13 protein-coding genes and 1 pseudogene are annotated in these 20,045 nt (G+C 28.3%); 3 read left to right on the top strand and 11 right to left on the bottom strand.

Translation table 11 applies throughout. The features are described from left to right. Positions 1-181 precede the first annotated feature (181 nt). The 4 genes from BLS77_RS02330 to BLS77_RS02315 all read right to left on the bottom strand — a co-directional run bounded on the left by BLS77_RS02330 (position 182) and on the right by BLS77_RS02315 (position 8,543). Positions 182-871, bottom strand: coding sequence for a response regulator (locus BLS77_RS02330; protein WP_089966504.1), 690 nt, complete (start codon positions 869-871; stop codon positions 182-184). Positions 872-894: 23 nt separating this feature from the next. After that, positions 895-2,433: an ATP-binding protein gene (locus tag BLS77_RS02325; RefSeq protein ID WP_089965403.1), complete on the bottom strand. Its 1,539-nt coding sequence runs from the start codon at positions 2,431-2,433 to the stop codon at positions 895-897. A 161-nt stretch (positions 2,434-2,594) separates the two neighbouring features. After that, complete coding sequence (locus tag BLS77_RS02320; protein WP_089965401.1) at positions 2,595-3,737, bottom strand: YibE/F family protein; 1,143 nt, start codon at positions 3,735-3,737, stop codon at positions 2,595-2,597. Between the two features lie 78 nt (positions 3,738-3,815). Then, positions 3,816-8,543, bottom strand: a complete 4,728-nt coding sequence (locus BLS77_RS02315) for a CehA/McbA family metallohydrolase (protein ID WP_089965398.1) — start codon at positions 8,541-8,543, stop codon at positions 3,816-3,818. Positions 8,544-9,018: 475 nt separating this feature from the next. Between BLS77_RS02315 and BLS77_RS02310 the strand changes: the two genes are divergently transcribed. After that, positions 9,019-9,528 (top strand): ferritin, encoded by a 510-nt coding sequence (locus BLS77_RS02310; RefSeq protein WP_089965395.1) that lies wholly within the window; start codon positions 9,019-9,021, stop codon positions 9,526-9,528. A 227-nt stretch (positions 9,529-9,755) separates the two neighbouring features. Beyond that, positions 9,756-10,580, top strand: a complete 825-nt coding sequence (locus tag BLS77_RS02305) for an RMD1 family protein (RefSeq protein WP_089965392.1) — start codon at positions 9,756-9,758, stop codon at positions 10,578-10,580. Positions 10,581-10,642: 62 nt separating this feature from the next. Here the strand turns inward: BLS77_RS02305 and BLS77_RS02300 are convergent, their stop codons facing one another. From BLS77_RS02300 to BLS77_RS02275, 6 genes and pseudogenes are all read right to left on the bottom strand, one after another. Beyond that, positions 10,643-11,596, bottom strand: a complete 954-nt coding sequence (locus BLS77_RS02300) for an L-lactate dehydrogenase (protein WP_089965390.1) — start codon at positions 11,594-11,596, stop codon at positions 10,643-10,645. Between the two features lie 506 nt (positions 11,597-12,102). Continuing rightward, positions 12,103-12,426, bottom strand: a pseudogene (locus tag BLS77_RS02295) (AAA family ATPase); the annotation flags it as partial. A gap of 127 nt (positions 12,427-12,553) precedes the next feature. Beyond that, positions 12,554-14,335, bottom strand: coding sequence for an ABC transporter ATP-binding protein (locus BLS77_RS02290; protein ID WP_089965384.1), 1,782 nt, complete (start codon positions 14,333-14,335; stop codon positions 12,554-12,556). After that, complete coding sequence (locus BLS77_RS02285; RefSeq protein ID WP_089965382.1) at positions 14,332-16,062, bottom strand: ABC transporter ATP-binding protein; 1,731 nt, start codon at positions 16,060-16,062, stop codon at positions 14,332-14,334. Before BLS77_RS02285 ends, BLS77_RS02290 begins: the two co-directional genes overlap by 4 nt. A 325-nt stretch (positions 16,063-16,387) precedes the next feature. After that, the gene (locus BLS77_RS02280; protein ID WP_089965379.1) at positions 16,388-17,737 is read right to left on the bottom strand and encodes a TrkH family potassium uptake protein; all 1,350 of its coding nucleotides are present in this window, start codon (positions 17,735-17,737) and stop codon (positions 16,388-16,390) included. A gap of 221 nt (positions 17,738-17,958) precedes the next feature. Next, on the bottom strand, positions 17,959-18,393 hold the full coding sequence (locus tag BLS77_RS02275; RefSeq protein WP_089965377.1) for a GNAT family N-acetyltransferase: 435 nt from the start codon (positions 18,391-18,393) through the stop codon (positions 17,959-17,961). A 282-nt stretch (positions 18,394-18,675) separates the two neighbouring features. On the opposite strand from BLS77_RS02275, the gene BLS77_RS02270 reads away from it, so the two are divergent. After that, complete coding sequence (locus tag BLS77_RS02270; RefSeq protein WP_089965374.1) at positions 18,676-18,876, top strand: hypothetical protein; 201 nt, start codon at positions 18,676-18,678, stop codon at positions 18,874-18,876. Here BLS77_RS02270 and BLS77_RS02265 read toward each other — a convergent pair. Next, positions 18,866-19,792 carry an alpha/beta hydrolase gene (locus tag BLS77_RS02265; protein ID WP_089966502.1) on the bottom strand — a complete coding sequence of 309 codons (927 nt, stop codon included), beginning with the start codon at positions 19,790-19,792 and terminating at the stop codon, positions 18,866-18,868. The two genes, BLS77_RS02270 and BLS77_RS02265, sit on opposite strands and share 11 nt — an antisense overlap. Positions 19,793-20,045: the final 253 nt, after the last annotated feature.

Below are 20,045 nucleotides of genomic sequence, written 5' to 3'. Positions count from 1 at the left end.
AAATTTTTATACTGTTGCTTATGACCATAGTATATTCGTTAATTTTTAAACAATCAATATTATGGTCTTATTGTTTATTTTGGTCTTTTTGGTCTAAGGAGGACTTCAAAAAATAACTAATAAATTCAAGGCCACTGAAAAACAAGAATTTTTCAGTGGCCTCTAAAATTCTGATCTATTTTTATTTTATTATATAAAAATTAGTGGGTCTTCCTATTCTTCCGTATTCTTGAACAATATCTACTTTTCCCTCTTCTCCCATTTTTTCTAAATACCTTCTTGCTGTTACCCTTGCAAGTCCGCTCCCATTTGCAATTTCCTCCGCTGTTAACTTTGCTTCTTTATTACCTTTCATAAACTGTACTATTTTATTATATGTTTTTATATTCAAACCCTTATTTATCTCTACTTCATCCTGTTTTTGCAACTTATTACCAGGGGCTGTTTTAAAAATATACTCATCTATAATTTCTTGATCTAGACTATCTAGTTTTTTAAATCTATTAAATCTTTCTCTATATTTTGATAAAGCTTCTTTAAATCTTTCATATTTAAATGGTTTTATAAGATAATCTACCGCTCCATATTTAAAGGCCTCATCAACGGATGTTCTTCCCTTATCTGCTGTTACTAAAATTGTATCTACTTGTATTTCATTTAGTCTAATCCATTTCAACAAATCCAAACCTTTTCCATCTGGCAAAAAAACATCTAATAATATTAAGTTTGCTTCTATATTATTAATAATACTTTTGGCTCCTTCAATATTACTAGCTTCTCCTACAACTTGAAATCCATCTACCTTACTTAAAAACTTAATATTTATTTCTCTTACCATAGGATCATCTTCTACTATAATAACTTTAATCATACATTCAGCTCCCTTAACTATCTTTAAACTATAATTTCCCATACTGTTATTTCATCTGAAGTTAATCTAATCTCTCCGCCTAAATTATTTACGATAGTTTTTATATTATATAATCCAAAACCTCTACCTTCACCCTTTGTACTATAACCTCTTTCAAATATTTTTTTCTTAGTATCTTCATCTATTTTTCTACCATTATTTTTAACCACTATTTTAATTTTCTCTTCCTCAAATATACCACAATATATCCAGCCATCATTTTGTACTCTTAGTTCTTCAATTGAATTTTCTATAATATTGCCTATAACCGTTAGCAATTCTTGAACTTTCACATTATTATTTATGTTATTTAAATAGGATTTCTCATCTATCTCAAATTTTATTTTCATTTCATCTGCTCTATTATATTTTGAAAATAATAATCCTTGAATTGATGGTTCCTTTATTTTACTTAAATTATCTGTAATCAGTCCTCTTTTTTCTGTTGTTGCAAATATGTATTCTATTGCTTTATCATTTTCTTCTAATTGAATTAACCCTGCAATAGTATGTAGTTTATTCATAAATTCATGATTTTGAGCCCTTAAGTTCCATGTTAGTTCTTTTACCCCTGTCAATTCCTCTGCCATGTTACGTACCTTAGTAAAATCCTGAAGACTGGCAATAGCTCCTACTACAGTCCCATATTCTCCTACTATACTATAAAAATTAGCCATAATAATAATGTCTTCACTAAGTCTTATTTCTTTATTAAATATTCTACTTCTTCTATAAATTGCTTTATTTAATAAACTAATTATTTTTTCATCTATATCCCTTTCATCTTTTATTCTTAGCATATTAAGAGCCTTTTTATTAATAACAGTTACTTGTCCTAAATTATTTACTGCTATTAAGCCCTCTTCCATATTATTTATAATAGATTCTTTCTCTCTTAACTGAATTGCTATATCTTCCGGTTCCAACCCATAAATATCATTTTTAATATTCTTCGCTAGCTTTTTTGCTAAAAATATTATAATAAGTAACGCTATTAAAAATACAGGTATTAATTCAAAGAAATACTCTCTTACTTCTTCTCTTAAATCTCTTTTTAATATGCCCACAGCTACGGCTCCAACCTGTACCCCATCCTTATATACTGGTGCAAACGCTCTTATAGAATTTCCTAAATGTCCATGACTCTCTGTAACATAAACTTCTCCTGTTGATATTACTCTTTTTTCATCCCCACCTAAAAATTTTCTTCCAATATTATCTGGTATAGGATGAGAATATCTAACGCTATTCATATCTATTACACTTATAAATAATAAATCTATCTTTAGTCTCATTCTCTCTACAAAGTTTTGCACTTTTAAATATGTAGGATCTGTTCCCTTTGAAAGTTCTTCCTGTATTATTGGATTTGCAGCTATAACAAAAGCAGTATCAGTAAGCCTTTTACTTAATGCAGTTGTCAAATTAGAATTTATAACAGCTAGTGAAAAAACACTTATAACTAACACAACTGCTATAAATATTCCTACTACTAATTTTGTAATTTTCTTTTCTAAGCTCATTTAATCATTCCTTATTATATTTTATTCATTTTTAATTATAGCAAATTATCTATGAAATAAAATTAAAAATATTTATATATTTATTTTTCTACATAAAAATAGAGGTTCAAGATTTTAATAAGGTGAAAAAATCACTTTATTATCTTTTACCTCTATTTTCATTATTTTTTTAAGGATATTTTAAATAGTTTTGCACATATGTATGCTGTACAAGGCACAGTTAAAACTATTCCAATACTCCCACTAATCCCTTGTATTACTTCAGTACATAATACATCTAAATTTAAAAGTTGAAGTGAATTCATATTTGCAGAAGATAAAAGTATAATAAGACTTAAACTTCCACCTGCAAAGGCTAGTATTAATGTATTTGACATGGTTCCTAGCATATCTTTTCCTATATTCATGCCAGATTTAAATAAATCCTTAGCAGTAAGCTTTGAATTTATTTCATATATTTCACTAAGGGATGATGCTATAGATATGGCAACATCCATAATAGCTCCAAGTGACGCAATTAAAATACCAGCAAACATAAGTCCATTAACTTTTAACGCTGAATTTTCTGCTACATAAAGTATATTTTCAGTATTTTCCATATTAATACCTGATAAATTAGATAAGTTACCAGCTATATATGCAATTATCCCAGCTGTTATTATACCAATCATGGTTCCAGCAATTGCTCCATATGTCTTTTTGCTATTACCATTCAAAAGATACAATGTAACAATCGTTATCACTAATGAAACTAAAATAGCTGCTAATATTGGACTAACCCCTCTAAACATTAATGGTACCATAAGATAAATTATATTTATGAAGGTAAATATTAATGCTACTAACGACTTTAATCCCTTCATTTTTCCAATTACTACTATTAGAATTGCAAATATAACTATTAACGTTATCATTACTGTGTCTTTTTTATGGGTATACAATGAAATATCTTTAATTTGTCCATCTTCCTTAGCTACAGTAACCACAACTTCAGATCCGCTCTTTACTTTCATATTATATAATCTACTAACAGAGTTTCTCACATTATATATTTGTCCCTTATATTCTCCACTTTGAATTTCCAAGGAAATATCTTGTGTACCAACCTCTATATAATCTAGCTTTGTATCATTTTGCATTTTTTCAGATTGAATGCTTTTCACAATAGCTTTTTCATAAGAAACATTTTTTTTCATCTTATCATTTAAGAATCCACCATCATATATAGAACTTGATATAGCTACAATTATTACTGAGACTATTGTTACAACTATTATTGGTAAATAGTTCTTTAAGTTTTTCATGGTTTCCTCCTTTTAATTTTTGAAAAATAGAGCAGAAATTTCTGCTCTATTTACTTTAGTTATTTTCTTTCAGAGCCCTTATACTTGAATTTTTTTTCTTCTAATAGCAAATGCTCCTATTCCAATAAGTGCAAGTGCTAATAAAATAATATTAGTTGTATTTACTCCTCCTGTCATAGGTAATAAACTGTTACCATCTTGTTTTTCAGCTATTACATATTGTGAGAAGTGATTTGTTTTAAATATAACTTTATTACCAACTACTCTTGTTTCCATAATTTCAAATTTCTTAGTTTCTTCGTTGTAATAGAATACTGTAAGATTATCTTTATTTAATCCTTTTAATTCATCATCACTTAATGCAATTGTAATTTCTGCAAATCCATCTTTAAAGTTATGAATAGCAGTTTCTTTGTCTCCATCTTTTATAACAAGATCAAAGCTATATACTTTTTTAACGCCTTTTAAGTTTTTAACTATATCAGAATTATCTATAACCTTATTTTTCAATATTACTTTTGATCCTGGAACTAATAAATCCTTATCAATAGTTGCAAATGGAAGATTTATTTCTATATTTCCAATGTTAACTAGTATAGATCCTTTTCCTTCTTTTATAGCTTGTATATCTTCAATCACAACTACTACTTCTTCAGTATTTGAGTCTACTTTACAATCTATAACATTTTCCGCATCTTTTTTATCTATTTTACTTATTACTAATGTCTTAGTTCCATTGCTTACAGTTTCTTTATATTCTTGTTTAGTTGTGTCAACTGGTTTAGTTGGCTCAACTGGTCTAGTTGGATTAACTGGTCTAGTTGGATTAACTGGTTTAGTTGGCTCAACTGGCTTAGTTGGATCAACTGGTTTAGTTGGATCAACTGGCTTAGTCGGATCAACTGGTTTAGTATCCTGTTCCTTAACTATTTCTCCAGAATTCCTAACTCTTATTCTATTTCCTTCAGGATCTACTGCTGCAAATCCAATGGCTGAAACTTGGTCACCAACCTTAATATTTTGATCCCATTTACCCTTTTTACTTTCATCTTTTCCATCCCAAATATAGCCATTAAGATGTACTCTTGCAAGTCCTGTACCATCATTAATATATAGACTATCACCTACAATTTTTTCTACCTTACCAACAGTTTTAACTAATAACCCTTCATTACTCTTTAGCATAGTATCCTTTGTAGTCATTACCTTAGGATCTATTGGTTTAATATCATTATCTATTATTTCTAAATCATCAGTTTCATTACCTATAGCTATTTGTAAATCGTTTTCATAAGATCCCGTAATTCCAGTAATTCTAACTTTTTGTCCAATTTGTAACGGTGTTTTAGAAACTCCAAACACTGTTATTCCTGCTGTTTCGTCTTGAATATATATTACTTCAAAGAAAGAATTTTTTGGTGCAACAGCCTCTGATTGAGATGTTACAGTTCCTTCTATAGTGTACTTTTGGCCTTTTTCTTTATCTGCAATATCTCTAAATTGTTTTATAGATATCTTTTCAGCCTTTTTTTGTGGAGCTAACCATTTTAATGAGTTTTCAGCTATTTTAACATTTGCATTAACATCATCACCAGTTACTTCATAGTCTGAGAAAAATGATGATCCTGCAACCATAATTCTAGAACCATTTGCAAGTTCTTCTGCTCCTAGAACATTCACTTTTCCTGGCTCAGTGATTTCAGCATCTCCAGCCTTATCTGCATCTGAATTTTTAGTAGTATCATGTCCAGATACTAAAAATTCAACCTTTGATTTATCTGCATCTTTCTTTGTTATAACAGAACACCCACTATAAAAACTATACTTTTGTGCTTCTGGTATGTCCTTTGTTATTCCATATTTACTTGGATTAAACTTAGTAAATGCTAATCTAAATGTTTGATTACTAAAAGTAACCTCATCTATAACTTGATCATCATTCATTCTTAAATTTGCACCTACGGCTTCTAATATAGGATTTAATTGTTTATCATTACTATATTCTCCTATTCCATCACCATAATCTGCTTTTCCAGATATAAGTAGATTTCCGCCCTTATCAACAAAATTCTTTATAGCTTTTATTTCATCTTCAGAATATTTTTGTGGTGAAAGAGTTATTTTACCTGTTGTTTTATCTTTAAATTCAGTGCCTTGTGGATCGGTTATAACAAAAAGCTTAATATTTTCTAATGTTTTTTCTGTTATTACATCCTTATTTAAAAGATATTGTCCACCATTTTTTTCTATCATGGATTTAAATCCTGTCATCATATTTTTATATTTTCCATCTACATAGTCATTTTGTTTTGAACCATCAACCATTACTTTAATAAGATCAGCACTATTTACTACTGAATGTTTAGTGCTAAGTAAAAAGTTTTTAGTTTCTCCATTTACTAATAAAGATGTTTTTGCTGTGATAGTATAATCACCAGTTTTGTTTGGAGTCCATTTGTAGTTAACTAATTCAGTTTTTCCTGCGCCTAAATTTGGAATAACTACGTCTCCTAGTTTTTCTTCCTTATCATTTTGTGATAGGAAATACTCTACTTTAACATCATTATAATCTTTAGTATCATTATTAAATAATGATGCTTTTAATTGAACCTCTTCATTTAATATTGATCTTTCTGAATCAGCCTCTAATGTTGTAAGCCCAACTGCTGTATTCTCTCCAGTCCATACTGGTGCTGTTACAGCTATATCTTTATCCTTTTCTTCAACCTTTACATAGTAATAAGAATTCTCAGGTTTTAAGTCAAAGTTCCATGTTGCATCTGAAGTATCAAATTCCTTTGAAGTAACAACAACCCCACCATTTGATATAATAGATATTTTAGCTATTTTATCATTAGCCTCAATATCCTTTGCATTTATTTTAAAGTTTAAGTTTGTTGCTCCTTTTAAAACAGTTCCCATAGGACTATCATTTACTGTCATATCAATCTTAAGATTTTCATCTTCTGTAGCATAAACCTTCATATCTCTCATTGATTGATATAAATCATCTCTATTTAATGAAGGTGCTTCTATTACAGTCTTAGCTGAATTAGCATTTCCCCATCTACCCTTATGGTTATCTTGATTATTTGTAGGTGCTACATGCCAGCCTTTATCTAAAGCTCTTGTGTAATATTCAAAACTTGGAAAATATCCACTACCTCTAATAGGGCCCTCTCCATTACCAACTTCTATTAACGTTACTACCTTATCTGCTGCTTTTGAATAAAATGCAAAATCTCCAAAATCCCCAAATGTTTTTCCAGGATGATTTAATTGGCTTATAGATTCTGGAACCTTCCCTATAGTATCGTAATATGTTTTTAAGTCCATCTTACTATTAGTTCTTGTTTCAAAACCTTTTGTATTGAAGGTATTCATATGCCCCCATCCACCAGTAGATTTTGACCAAGTCATTTCATAGCCATAAATACCTATGAATTTTCCATCTTCAGTATGTGCCTTTGCAGCTTCTTGACCTTGAGTCCACTTAGCACTTGCTGATCCATCGTTTATATTTGCCTTTACATCATTATCAAACCAATTTGAATGATCAGTTACCGCTAAAAAATCTACCTTAGCATTATTTTTTGCATACTCATAGGCTTCATCTATTGTTCCTGTTCCATCTGAAAGGTTTGTATGTGAATGTAATTGTCCAAAATAAAGATTTTTCCCTTCTATTCCTAAACTAAAATTCCAACTATCATCTGTTTTATTTCCAAGTTTATCTGCAAGCCTAATACTTACCTTATGGCTAGCATCACTTAAGTCTTCTTTAGGTAAAAACTTAAATCCACCTTCATTTACAGTACAATCCTTAGTGATATCCTTTTCATTTAAGAATATACTTAATGATTTCAAATCAATTCCTGATTCATCAATAAATTTTCCACTAATTTCAGGTCTCTTAATATTTTTCAAACTTCCAGTTGGTACTTTTTCAATAACCTCTGGACCTGTTTTATCTTGAGCCTTATTAACTACAATCTTAACTTCATCCTTAACTGTAGGCTTATCTATTGACTCAACTGTAACTGTAGCTTCTCCTGGTTTTATTCCCTTTATTTTTCCATTATCAACAGTTAATACAGTTTGGTCTGAAGATGTCCATTTCAATGAAGTTTGAGTAGTATTGGCAGGCTCTAACGTACGACCAATTAAAGACTCTTGACCAGCTTCTATTGCTGCAATAGTCTTATCTAATTTTACTGCTTGTACTTCTACAACCTCAAATGTTTTTGCTGTTACAACTTTAAAGTCATCAAGTGCGATGTTTCCACCAACTTTTTGGTAAGAAAATTTCATTTTAGAATATTTTTTAGGGAAAGCTATTTCTATTTTTTGTGGAGTATTATTAGAAATAATTATTTCCTTTAAATCTTCTCCTTGTTCTACTGTCATTCCCTCTGTCATTCCCTGAATTTTCAACACTGAACTCATAGGTATCGTATTGTTTGTAGGATTTCCCATTACCCAAAATGAAGCTTTTCTATCAACTTCATTTTTTATAGTTGGAGTAATGATTGCATTAGCTTTTGTCCCCTTTATAGCTAATGAAGGTGCTTTTTCACTTCCTCCTGTAACAGAATTATAAGGCTTATCACTAGGCTTATCTCCTGTTAAACCTAAATTCAAAGTCCATCCAGCTGGTACATTAGGTAATTCATCAAAACCTTGAAATAACAATACCTCATCTTCAACCTCTGCTGCAAAAACTGGAACAGTTGTTGAGAAAACATTTACAAAAGTCATTGACAAAACTAAAAGCCAACTTATTTGTTTGGTCTTTTTATTTTTCACTAGTACTTCCCCCTTAGATTATATAAATATATTTAATATTTTTATAATACGTAACCTTCCCTCCTTTTTATATTATAATTATCCTTATACACATATTAAAATAATTTTAATTAAACTAATATAATATCTGTATTTATTTCTAAGTATATATACTTTTTACTTGTTTGTAAATATATGTTTAGTTATTATTTTATAATTACATCATATTTTTCCTTATATATAATGTTCTAATATTAGTTTATTATTAATATAGCAAGACGTCCTTATAAAATAAAATTAAGTTGTTAATACCTTTCAAGAATAGTTATTTTATTTTATTTTTTTCTCATAATTTGCTTATTTTTATAACAACTATTATAATATTTATATAAAGACTTTTGTTTAATACTTATTATAGAATAATTTAAATTATATAACTATTAATTTTATAATAGTTATTAACAATAGTTTAATTTACTTTTAGGAGGAAAACTTTATGTTAAGTGAAAATTTATTAAAAGTTTTAAATGATCAAGTTAACTTTGAATTCTACTCATCATATACTTATTTAGCAATGGCTGCTTATACAGAATCAATTGACTTAAGTGGTTTTGCTAACTTCTTTAGAGTTCAAGCTCAAGAAGAACTTTCCCACGCCCTAAAATTTTATGAATATATATTCCAAAAAAATGGTGAGGTTAAACTTGAAACTATTCCTCAACCACAAATAAAATATGAAAACCTATTAGATGTTTTTCAAACCGGTTATGAGCATGAACAAATAGTAACTAAAAAGATTTATAACCTAGCTGATATAGCTAATGATGAAAGAGAACATTCTACTATTAGCCTATTAAAATGGTTTATAGATGAGCAAGTTGAAGAAGAAAATACTTTTAATTCATTAATCAAGAAACTTAGGAGAGTTGAAGGAAACCCTGCTGCTCTTTATATGTTAGATGATGAATTAGCAACAAGAATTTTCACTCCTCAAGCAAAAGTTTAGTATATTAGCTTATTATTTTTTAAAATATCTCTACATTTATCTATTAATATTTATAGAAAATTTTTGACGGGGTAATTTACCCCGTTTTTTTCATTATGCTTAAATCCATAATTTTATATTCATCCAATATTGAATTGTTATCTTTCAATATGGTCTTTACGAATAAAATATGACGAATAAACCTCTGTCCCTTAGTCAACACTAGATATTATTAGGAGTGATATACTATGAGTAATTTCAACTTTAAAGCCATGTCTGTTTGTGGTGAATTTAATATAAGTGTTATATCAAAATACTATAATATAAATAAAAAAATAAAATGGGAAGAACCCTTAATAATAAAAAGCAATGACACCCAAGTGATTTATCTCTATCATTTTGGTTCTGCTGTCTTTGTTAATTATAGTGACGATGAAATAGAATCATTTTTAAAAACTATCAAAGCTATAGAAGGTAGCTTTAAAAATGTTAATAATGAAATTAAGTATAATTGTATTGATGAATATAGATTATTAAACCACGAAGAAGAAAAAATGGAGTTAACCTATGACGATTTATTTTTAAAGAATATAGAAGTCTATCATTTAGATATTACTGCCCTAGTTTTAGCTAAATCTGTAGCGCTTGAAACCATAGAAAAAAGAATAGATGTTATTTTTGATGAAGTTGAAAAAGTAACTGAGTCTTTAAAAAAGGGAAAGCTAAGTATAAAAGAAAGAGAAGCTGCCACTATAATAGGACATATACTTTCTCTTAAAAATAATACAATTTCTTATATTATGCTACTTGATAAACCTGCTGTAGCTTGGAAAAATGAAGAAGCAAAGATGCTTTTTGATGATCTTGCGGATCTTTTTGAGCTTAATGATAGATATGAAAATCTTAATGATAAATTTAGTGCACTTTTAAACACTACTGAAGTTTTTGCAAACTTAAGTCATTCAAAAAAAGCTACTGAATTAGAAATTATAGTTATACTCTTAATATTCATAGAAGTAGTTTTTGCTTTTAAAGAACCTGTACTAAAGCTTCTGTACTGGTTTATAGGTTGATAAATAACTACCTGTATTTATCAAAAACCTAGAAATTTAATTATTTCTAGGTTTTTAGATTTCTATTTGATTTCTGATTTTGATAAATGTTCTTTTAGTATTTTAGCTGACTCAACTAGCTTTTCTTCTTCATCCTTAGCTAATTTAACATCAAGTATTCTTCTTGCACCGCTTCTGTTTACTATAGTAGGAATTGCAAGATATAAATCTTCAATACCATATTGTCCATTAAATAATGATGAAACTGTTAGAATTGAATTTTCATCTCTTAGTATTGCTTCTGTAATTCTTGTAACAGCTAATGCTATTGCATAATTTGTATATCCCTTCCTATTAATTATGTCATAAGCAGCATCTTTAACTTGCTCTGGTATTTGCTTTTTAAAGCTACCATCACATTTTGTGCAAGTAGTTTGACAATAACTATCAGCATCCATACCTGCAATATTAGTTAAACTCCATGCTGTAATTTCGGAATCTCCATGTTCACCAATAATATAAGTGTGTACATTTCTAGCATCAATATCAAAATGCTCTGATAACATATATTTTAATCTTGAAGTGTCTAATACTGTACCTGATCCAATAACTCTTTCCTTAGGGAAACCCGATAATTTATAAGTTATGTAAGTTAAAATATCTACAGGGTTAGAAACTACAAGCAATATAGAATTCGGGCTATATTTAACAACTTCAGGTACTATTGATTTAAATACCTTTAGATTTTTATTTATAATATCTAACCTTGTTTCACCTGGTTTTTGACCTATACCTGCAGTAATTATTACAATATCCGAATCTTTAGTATCTGCGTAATCCCCAGCTTTAATATCAACTGATTTCACAAAGGCTGCTCCATGAGCTAAATCCATAGCTTCCCCTTCAGCCTTATCTTTATTTATATCAACAATAACAATTTCCGAAGCAATTCCATCTTGCATTAAAGCAAAAGCTGTAGCAGATCCTACAAACCCTGCACCAATTATAGAAATTTTATTTGTTTTAGTTTTTATCATTACCTTCATCTCCCTTTTAGTTTTAATTTAATATTTGCTAAACGCATCTTATTTCTTATTTAATTCTTATCCTTTTACTATGATTTAATTATATATTAGTTAATAATAATTATCAATAGATAAGGTTATTTTTTTAACAATTATTTTTCTTTTTAACAAATCTTACATCCATTTAAACAAAAATCTCAAAAATATCCTTACCTTTAACTTGTAATCTTTCTTCTTTAAATTCTTTTCCCTTATTGAAATTAAATACAATTAAATATCCCTTATCTAAATCATTAATATCTAATGATTATTGTTCTTTCATAAATTGTTGGAACCTTTTAAGTATCTTTTCGATATCTAAGCCTCCATTTGGTTGTAGAAACTGATCTTTAAAATTATATCTGTCCATTTTACTATAGGTATTTTCTAATTTTGATACCATATAATTATATATTAATTCTTTAAATATCTTATTTGATACATCTACCTTTCCCTAATATATCTTCTATATACTTATATAATTCTTCATAATTTTCTAGTTTTTTTATTAATGAATCAAACAAAGTATTTTTTTCTTCTAATATAATCTTACTGATTTTTGAATATTCATCTAACATTGTTGAAATTTCTTTTTCCGAAAAGCCCATATCAACATTAAAATCAATAACTATATTCCACGGTGAATTATATTTAGATTCTTGTGATTGTCTTAGCTTTAATTTCAATGTTTTCACATCATATACTCCTACTAATATAACTGATTTAAAAGTATAATCACGACCTATTTCTCTATCTAAATATTTATTTCTAAACATTCCTATAAAGCTTAAAAACATCTGATGCTTCCTCAAAATCATTATCTATAAGTTCTTTTGTATTTATTTTACTATGCCTTATATAAAATATTATAAAATAAGCCAATGATATTTTTATATCATTGGCTTATTTCTAAATATATTTGGAGATGCCTTAGTCTTCTTCTTTATCTCCAAACTGGCTATTATATAGATTCTCGTAGAAACCACCTTTTTTCATTAGTTCTTCGTGGTTTCCTTGTTCTATAATATTTCCTTCATCCATTACTAGAATTAAATCTGCATTACGTATTGTTGAAAGTCTATGTGCTATAACGAAGCTTGTTCTGCCTTTCATTATATTTTTCATAGCTTTTTGAAGTAGTAGTTCAAGTCTTGTATCTACTGAACTTGTTGCTTCATCTAGTATTAGTATTGCAGGATCGGATATTATAGCTCTTGCTATTGTTAGCAGTTGTTTTTCTCCTTGTGATATATTTGAAGCTTCTTCATTTAGGAACATATTGTATCCATCTGGAAGTGTTTTTATAAAGTGATGAACATTAGCAACTTTTGCAGCTGCTACTATTTCTTCTTTAGCTGCTCCAAATCTACCGTATTCTATATTATCTTGAATAGTTCCATTATATAACCAAGTATCTTGAAGAACCATTCCAAAGATTGATCGTAAACCCTCACGAGTCATATCTCTAGTGTCCACTCCATCTATTTTTATAGCTCCACCTTGAATATCATAAAACCTCATTAATAGATTTATTAGTGTAGTTTTGCCAGCTCCAGTTGGCCCAACTATTGCAACCATCTGTCCACTTTTAACTTCTGCACTTAAATCATGTATTAAAGTTTTATCTTCTCCATATCCAAACTTAACATGTTCAAAAGTAACATTTCCTTTTGGATTTTCTAGTTTAATTGAATTTTCTTTATCTGGTGTTTCTTCTTCTTCCTCTAATATTTCAAATACACGGTGAACTGCTGCAAATGCTGATTGTATTGCAGATGATAATTGAGTTACTTGACTTAGAGGTTGATTTATTTGCCATATATAACGTATAAACGCTTGAAGATTACCAACTGTAATTGTTCCAGCAATAACATTAATTGCTCCAACAACTCCAATTGCTGCAATTCCCAAATAACTTACAAGAGATACTAGTGGTGACATTATGCTTGATATAAATTGAGCTTTAAACCCATTTTCAAGAAGTTCTTCATTTACTTCTTTAAAGTCCCTTATAGAATCCTCTTGTTTACCATATAATTTTATTTCGTTAAATCCAGTGTACATTTCTTGAACTTTACCATTTAATTTCCCTAAAGCTTTTTGTTGTTTTTCAAATAAGTTTTGTGATTTACCAACTATAAATCTAGATACAAAATAACTTATTGGTATTATAAGCATTGCTAAAAATGCCATTTTTACATTAATTATAAACATCATTGTAAGTGCTAGTGTTACAGATAACACCGAGTTTACTACTTGAACAAAACTTTGTTGAAGCGCATTAGAAATTGTATCTACATCATTTGTAATACGACTTAATACATCTCCATAACTATTTTTATCAAAATAACTTATTGGAAGTCTTCTGATTTTATCTGAAGTAGCATTTCTTAAATCTCTCATGGTGTTTTGAATAGCATTAGTTAATAAAAAACTTGCTATATATGTTGATGTTGCACTAAATATATATACACCTGATAATAAGATTAATACTTTTATAATGTAACTAAAGTTTACAGACGCGTTTTCAATCCCTTTTCCAATATTAAGTACATCTTTTGTAAGTTGAGTTATAATAAGTCCTTCTGTTCTTGGTGCAATAGCCGTAAAAACAGCTGCTGTTATTACAAATAAAATAGCAACCATAAATGGTACTTTATAAGGTTTTACAAAAGGAGCAAGATCTCTTATTGTCTTTTTTATTTCTTTCATTGTGCAAGTTCCTCCTCTGTAAGTTGAGATGATGCAATTTCATGATATATTTCACAAGTTTTTAATAATTCCTTATGAATACCTATTCCCACTACTTCACCTTCATTTAAAACTATAATTTTATCAGCATCCATAATAGACCCTATTCTTTGAGCAACTATTAAAACTACTGAATTTGATGTTTCTTCTTTTAACTTAGCGCGAAGTGTTGCATCTGTTTTAAAATCTAAGGCCGAAAAACTATCATCAAATATATATATTTCTGGTCTTCTAACTAATGCTCTTGCAATAGAAAGTCTTTGCTTTTGACCTCCCGATACATTAGCTCCACCTTCACTTATTAATTCATCAAATCTTTTAGGTTTATGTGTAATAAAGTCATAAGCTTGCGCTACCTTTGCGGAATGCTCCATTTCTTCTTTACTTGCGCTTCTTTTCCCAAACTTAATATTGTTACCTATACTTCCTGCAAATAACAATGTTTTTTGAGGTATAAATCCAATCTTTTTACGTAATGATTTCAAGTCATAATCCCTAACATCTACTTTATCTATTTTGATACTACCTTCTGTAACATCATAAAACCTTGGAATCAAATTAATAAGGGTACTTTTCCCACTACCAGTACTTCCTATAAATGCAATTGTTTCTCCTTTTTTCGCTTTAAAGGATATATTTTTAAGTACAGGTACTTCCCCATCTGGATAAGTAAATGTAACATTTTCAAATTCTACTTCACCTTTTATCTTTGTATCTTTAACACCATTTTTAGGATTCTTAATAAGAGGATTAGCATCTAACAATTCTTGAATTCTATTAGCTGAAACCTGTGCTTTTGGATACATAATAAATACCATTGAAAACAACATAATAGAAAACATTGCATGAAATAAATATTCTATAAATGCAACTAATTGTCCAACTTGTAAACTTCCTGTATTTATCATTTTACTTGAGACCCAAAATATAGCTATAATTGCTAAATTTAACAAGAAAAAGAAACTTGGTTGAGAAACTGCCATAAGTTTATGTATCTTTTTAGAAACATCTGTATAATTATTATTAGTTTCTGCAAATCTTTCTTTTTCATGATTATCATTTCCAAAGGCCCTAATTACCCTTATACCAGTTAAATTTTCTCTTGATATTCTGTTTAATCTATCTAAACTTGTTTGTTGTGTTTCTGATAATGGATGAGAAATTTTAGCTATAACTACTACCCCAATTAATATAAATGGTATTGTTACCGCTAATACTATAGATAGAGGTAAACTTGTTATAAGAATCATTACTAAACTAACAGTAAACATAACTGGTGTAAGTAATCCTAATCTTAGAAGTGTGTTTGTAAACTGTAATAATTGGAAAGCATCATTAGTTGTTCTAGTAATCATTGATGATATTCCAAATTTATCATATTCACTATGAGAAAACTCTTGTGTTTTTTCAAATATATCATCTCTAATATCCCGTGTTATACTACTAGAAATCTTTGAAGAACAATATCCAAGTAATATGGTTCCCATAACTCCTACTATAGAAATTACTACTATTATAAGTCCACTTCGTTTTATATAGGATATATCCTGATTAACTATTCCTATATCAATTACCTTAGCCATTATAGTTGGTATTCCAAGTTCAACTAATGCAAATCCAAATACTGATATTACATTTAATAAAACAAGCAATTTATATTTCTTTAAATATTTTAATATTAATTTCATTCTTTTTTACTCCTTCTGTAAAAACTCATTATAACTTCTATATATATTCTTTAAATTATAATTTGTTGCATTTTGCTTATCTATCTTTAATTGTACACAACTTTGGTTATTATTTCTAATGGTTTTTTTATAATTATTAATTATTTATCCTTTTTTTATTATGAAAACCATTTCTTTATCTACAAACTTAATTTTTCATTACACACATATTGTAAAATTATACATTTATACCTTTTTATTATTTTATCTAAACTATAAAAAAAACCGCACACAATTTTAAGTGTACGGTTTTTGAAGATATTTTTTTTAAAACACTTATCTATTTTTAACCTATTAGTACTTTTCCTTCTGGATATTTATATCTAGATTTTTTATGTTTATGTGTTAAAGCCAGCGCTACTGTAAGTGGTCCAACTCTGCCTAAATACATCATAACAATTATTATGCATTTCCCTGCACTACTTAATCTTGTAGTTACGCCCATTGTTAATCCTACAGTTCCAAAAGCAGATGTCGCCTCATATAAAAGTGAAATAAATGATTCACCTGGTTCTGTTATTGTTAACATCATAGTTACTGCCATTACAAGTGTCATACCTATAAATAATAGAGCAAAAGCTTTATATACTAATTCTTTAGAAAATCTTCTTCCAAAAATTTCTGTATCTTCTCTTCCTTTAACAACAGAAATAACTGTAAATATTATTATACCAAATGTTGACGTTTTTAAACCCCCAGCAGTTGATCCTGGAGAGCCTCCAATAAACATAAGTAGAATAGTTAAAAATTTTCCGCCTAATGTCATTCCATCAGTTGATATACTATTAACCCCAGCAGTTCTTGGAGTTATTGAAGCAAGAACTGAGTTTACAACCTTATCTCTAAATCCCATTGGTGCTAGCGTTTCTGGATTAGTATATTCTAATAAAAATATACTAATTGCTCCGCCAACAATTAATATTGTAGTCATTAATAAAACTACTTTAGTATGTATAGAGAACTTCTTTTTACCATTATAATTATAAATTTCAATTAAAACAGTAAATCCTAATCCTCCAATAACTATTAAAGCACCAATTGTTAATAGAATTACTGGATTATTATAATAGCCTGTTAAGCTAGTAAAATTACCAAACAAATCAAAACCTGCATTACAAAATGTTGATATTGAATGAAACACACTATAAAACAGCCCTTTTGCAAATCCAAACTCTGGTATTAGCTGACTTGATAAAAGTAATGCTCCAAATAATTGTATTGCAAATGTAAACATTAAAACATATTTAACCATTTTAACAAGTCCTTGAATACTAAAAGTATTCATAGCCTCTTGCATAATTAATCTATTTTTTAAAGTAATTCTTTTACCTAATAAAATAGCAAAAAATGTTGCAAACGACATGAACCCTAATCCACCAACTTCAATAAGAAGCATTATAACAGTTTGCCCAAACAAACTCCAATGGGTTCCAGTATCTAGCGTTACAAGTCCCGTAACACAAGATGCTGATGTAGCCGTAAACAATGAATCTAAAAAATTTGTCCATTCTCCACTTGCAGATGATATAGGTAAAGTTAATACTAGCCCTCCTGTGAAAATTAATACAACAAATCCCAATGCTAGTATTTGTACTTCACTAAATTTTTTTTCTTTCATTTTCCATTCCAACTTCATAGAATCACTCCAAAATAATATTTTAAAATAAATTATCATACCTAAATGTAATAGATTTAATTATACTCACTATTTAACATTTATTCACTATTTTTCAACTTATTTAACTTAGATTTAACTTTGTCATTAGTTTTATACTTTATCTTTCCCTGTTTTTGATAATATCTTACCAAAAAAATATTAATTTATTTGCAAAATATTTTTTTATAAATACCTACCTATCATTTCACTAGTTTAACGAAATATTTTCCATCTATTTCTCTAGTATATCCTAAGCTTTCAAAAATTTTTATTGATGAAGTATTGCTAGTATTTATATATGCAGCTATTTTTTTAACTTCTTCTAAATTATCATATATAAATTCTTCTATATGTTTTACTAGTTCCTTTCCAAATCCCCTGTTTCTAAAATTCTTGTCCACTGAGTAATTTATAACACTTTCCCCTTTTACTATTTCAAAGTTTATTTGTCCTATATATTCGTTTTTATTTTCTAATATAAACATATAAGAAAATTTATTATTCATTTCACTTTCAAACCACTTAGTAAATTCCTCTAAATTTTTACCTTTACCTTCTCTGGAATTCTTTATTACATCCTCATCATTTCTCCATTTAAATAAAACTTCAAAATCTTTTTTTTCTACTCTTCTCATAGGTTCTCCCTCTCTACTTAACAAAATATATTTACTTTCATGACTAATTTTCAAAATTTCACTTATTATTTTCTTTCGGCTACCTAACTAAAATGTTATCAATTTTATTTTCATATTATTATACCATTTATTTTCTTATAGCAATAGTTTACTAGCTAACTAAATTCCCTCTAATAAATAAGTAGCAAATTATAAATACTCATAATCTCTATAGACTTATCATATTATATATTAATTGAACTTTTAACAATTATTCTTTCTTAAATAGGAGTGTATTATTTAATGATATGTTTAGATAATTTAAGCCCAGAAGATTTACTACTTTTATCAAATGCAGTAGCTATTTCACTTTCTAAGGATAAAGATGCTAATGAAATAAATGTTCTTGGAAATTTTCTTGTAGGAACAGGATCTTTAATGCTTATTATTGCAGCTCAGCAACAGCTTCTATTATCCTTAAAACAAGATAATACTACCACTTAATTTTTTTATCTATCCATTTTATAACATCATCCATAACTACCTGTTTATTGTGTTCATTTAACATTTCATGTCTGCCGTCTTTATATAATTTATATTCTACATCTTTTATATTTAGGCTTTTATAGGTTTCATAAAGGTTCACAATTCCTTTTCCTTCATATCCTACTGGATCTTTATCTCCTGCAAATATATATATTGGAAGTTCCTTTGGTATTGCCTTCAAGTTTTCTTCCTCATGAATTTTCCAAAGACCCTTTACTAAATCATAGTAAAAAGATGTAGTGCAAATAAATCCACAATATTCATTCTTTATATACTTGTCCACTTCTTCTTCAACTGAACATAACCAATCAAAACCTGTTCTTGTATTTTTAAACTTACTATTAAAATCACCAAAAGAAAGTTTGTCCATTAATGTACTTTTCGCTTTTCTTCCTCTTATTTGCATTTCTATTTTTGCAACAGTTAAACCAACCTTTGTATAATTCTTTGGTTTTCCATTAGTTCCTGAAAGAATAAGTGCATCTATTTCATTTCCATAAAGTTCTGCATATCTTTGGCTTAGAAAAGATCCCATACTATGTCCAAATAATATTACTCTTTTTCCTGGATTTTCTTTTTTTATTATATCTGTCAATTCTTTAATATCCTTTACCATCCAATTGAACCCATCTACCTCTGCTATGTATCCTAAAAGTTCCTTTGATATTGCTGTTCCCCCATGTCCTCTATGATCATGAGCATAAACTATATATCCTGCATCGCATATCTTCTTTGCAAATTCATCATACCTTAATACTGTTTCTGCCATTCCATGAGCAATTTGCACTACGCCCTTAACCTCTTCGTTATCTGGAACCCACTTATAACAACTAATATTTAACCCTTCTGAATCTATAAAACTAAACTGTTTCATAATTTCTTCATCTCCATTCATCAATATTATTATCAATATTATGCTCTTAAAGCTTTACATTGTCAATTTATGGAGCTGAAAGAATAAAATTTGACTATTAGCTAATTGGTTACTTTTAAACTTTATGATATACTATTGATTAGATTTTATATTTTATTTTATATAAATGATTAACACTAAATATTATTGTAGATAATATTTAGGAAGGCATCTTAGGCATTGTATAATAAACTAAAGATGTTGAGTACTATTA

The sequence above is a fragment of the Clostridium gasigenes genome, from assembly GCF_900104115.1.
In the GTDB taxonomy this organism is placed as follows: Bacteria; Bacillota; Clostridia; order Clostridiales; family Clostridiaceae; genus Clostridium; species Clostridium gasigenes.
This window is presented reverse-complemented; position numbering and strand designations above follow the sequence as displayed.

Coding starts and splice junctions, on each gene's coding strand:
- BLS77_RS02330 (WP_089966504.1), bottom strand. CDS start 871: ATGATTAAAGTTATTATAGTAGAAGATGATCCTATGGTAAGAGAAATA.
- BLS77_RS02285 (WP_089965382.1), bottom strand. CDS start 16,062: ATGAAATTAATATTAAAATATTTAAAGAAATATAAATTGCTTGTTTTA.
- BLS77_RS02305 (WP_089965392.1), top strand. CDS start 9,756: ATGAGTAATTTCAACTTTAAAGCCATGTCTGTTTGTGGTGAATTTAAT.
- BLS77_RS02280 (WP_089965379.1), bottom strand. CDS start 17,737: ATGAAGTTGGAATGGAAAATGAAAGAAAAAAAATTTAGTGAAGTACAA.
- BLS77_RS02265 (WP_089966502.1), bottom strand. CDS start 19,792: ATGAAACAGTTTAGTTTTATAGATTCAGAAGGGTTAAATATTAGTTGT.
- BLS77_RS02270 (WP_089965374.1), top strand. CDS start 18,676: ATGATATGTTTAGATAATTTAAGCCCAGAAGATTTACTACTTTTATCA.
- BLS77_RS02325 (WP_089965403.1), bottom strand. CDS start 2,433: ATGAGCTTAGAAAAGAAAATTACAAAATTAGTAGTAGGAATATTTATA.
- BLS77_RS02275 (WP_089965377.1), bottom strand. CDS start 18,393: ATGAGAAGAGTAGAAAAAAAAGATTTTGAAGTTTTATTTAAATGGAGA.
- BLS77_RS02290 (WP_089965384.1), bottom strand. CDS start 14,335: ATGAAAGAAATAAAAAAGACAATAAGAGATCTTGCTCCTTTTGTAAAA.
- BLS77_RS02320 (WP_089965401.1), bottom strand. CDS start 3,737: ATGAAAAACTTAAAGAACTATTTACCAATAATAGTTGTAACAATAGTC.
- BLS77_RS02300 (WP_089965390.1), bottom strand. CDS start 11,596: ATGATAAAAACTAAAACAAATAAAATTTCTATAATTGGTGCAGGGTTT.
- BLS77_RS02310 (WP_089965395.1), top strand. CDS start 9,019: ATGTTAAGTGAAAATTTATTAAAAGTTTTAAATGATCAAGTTAACTTT.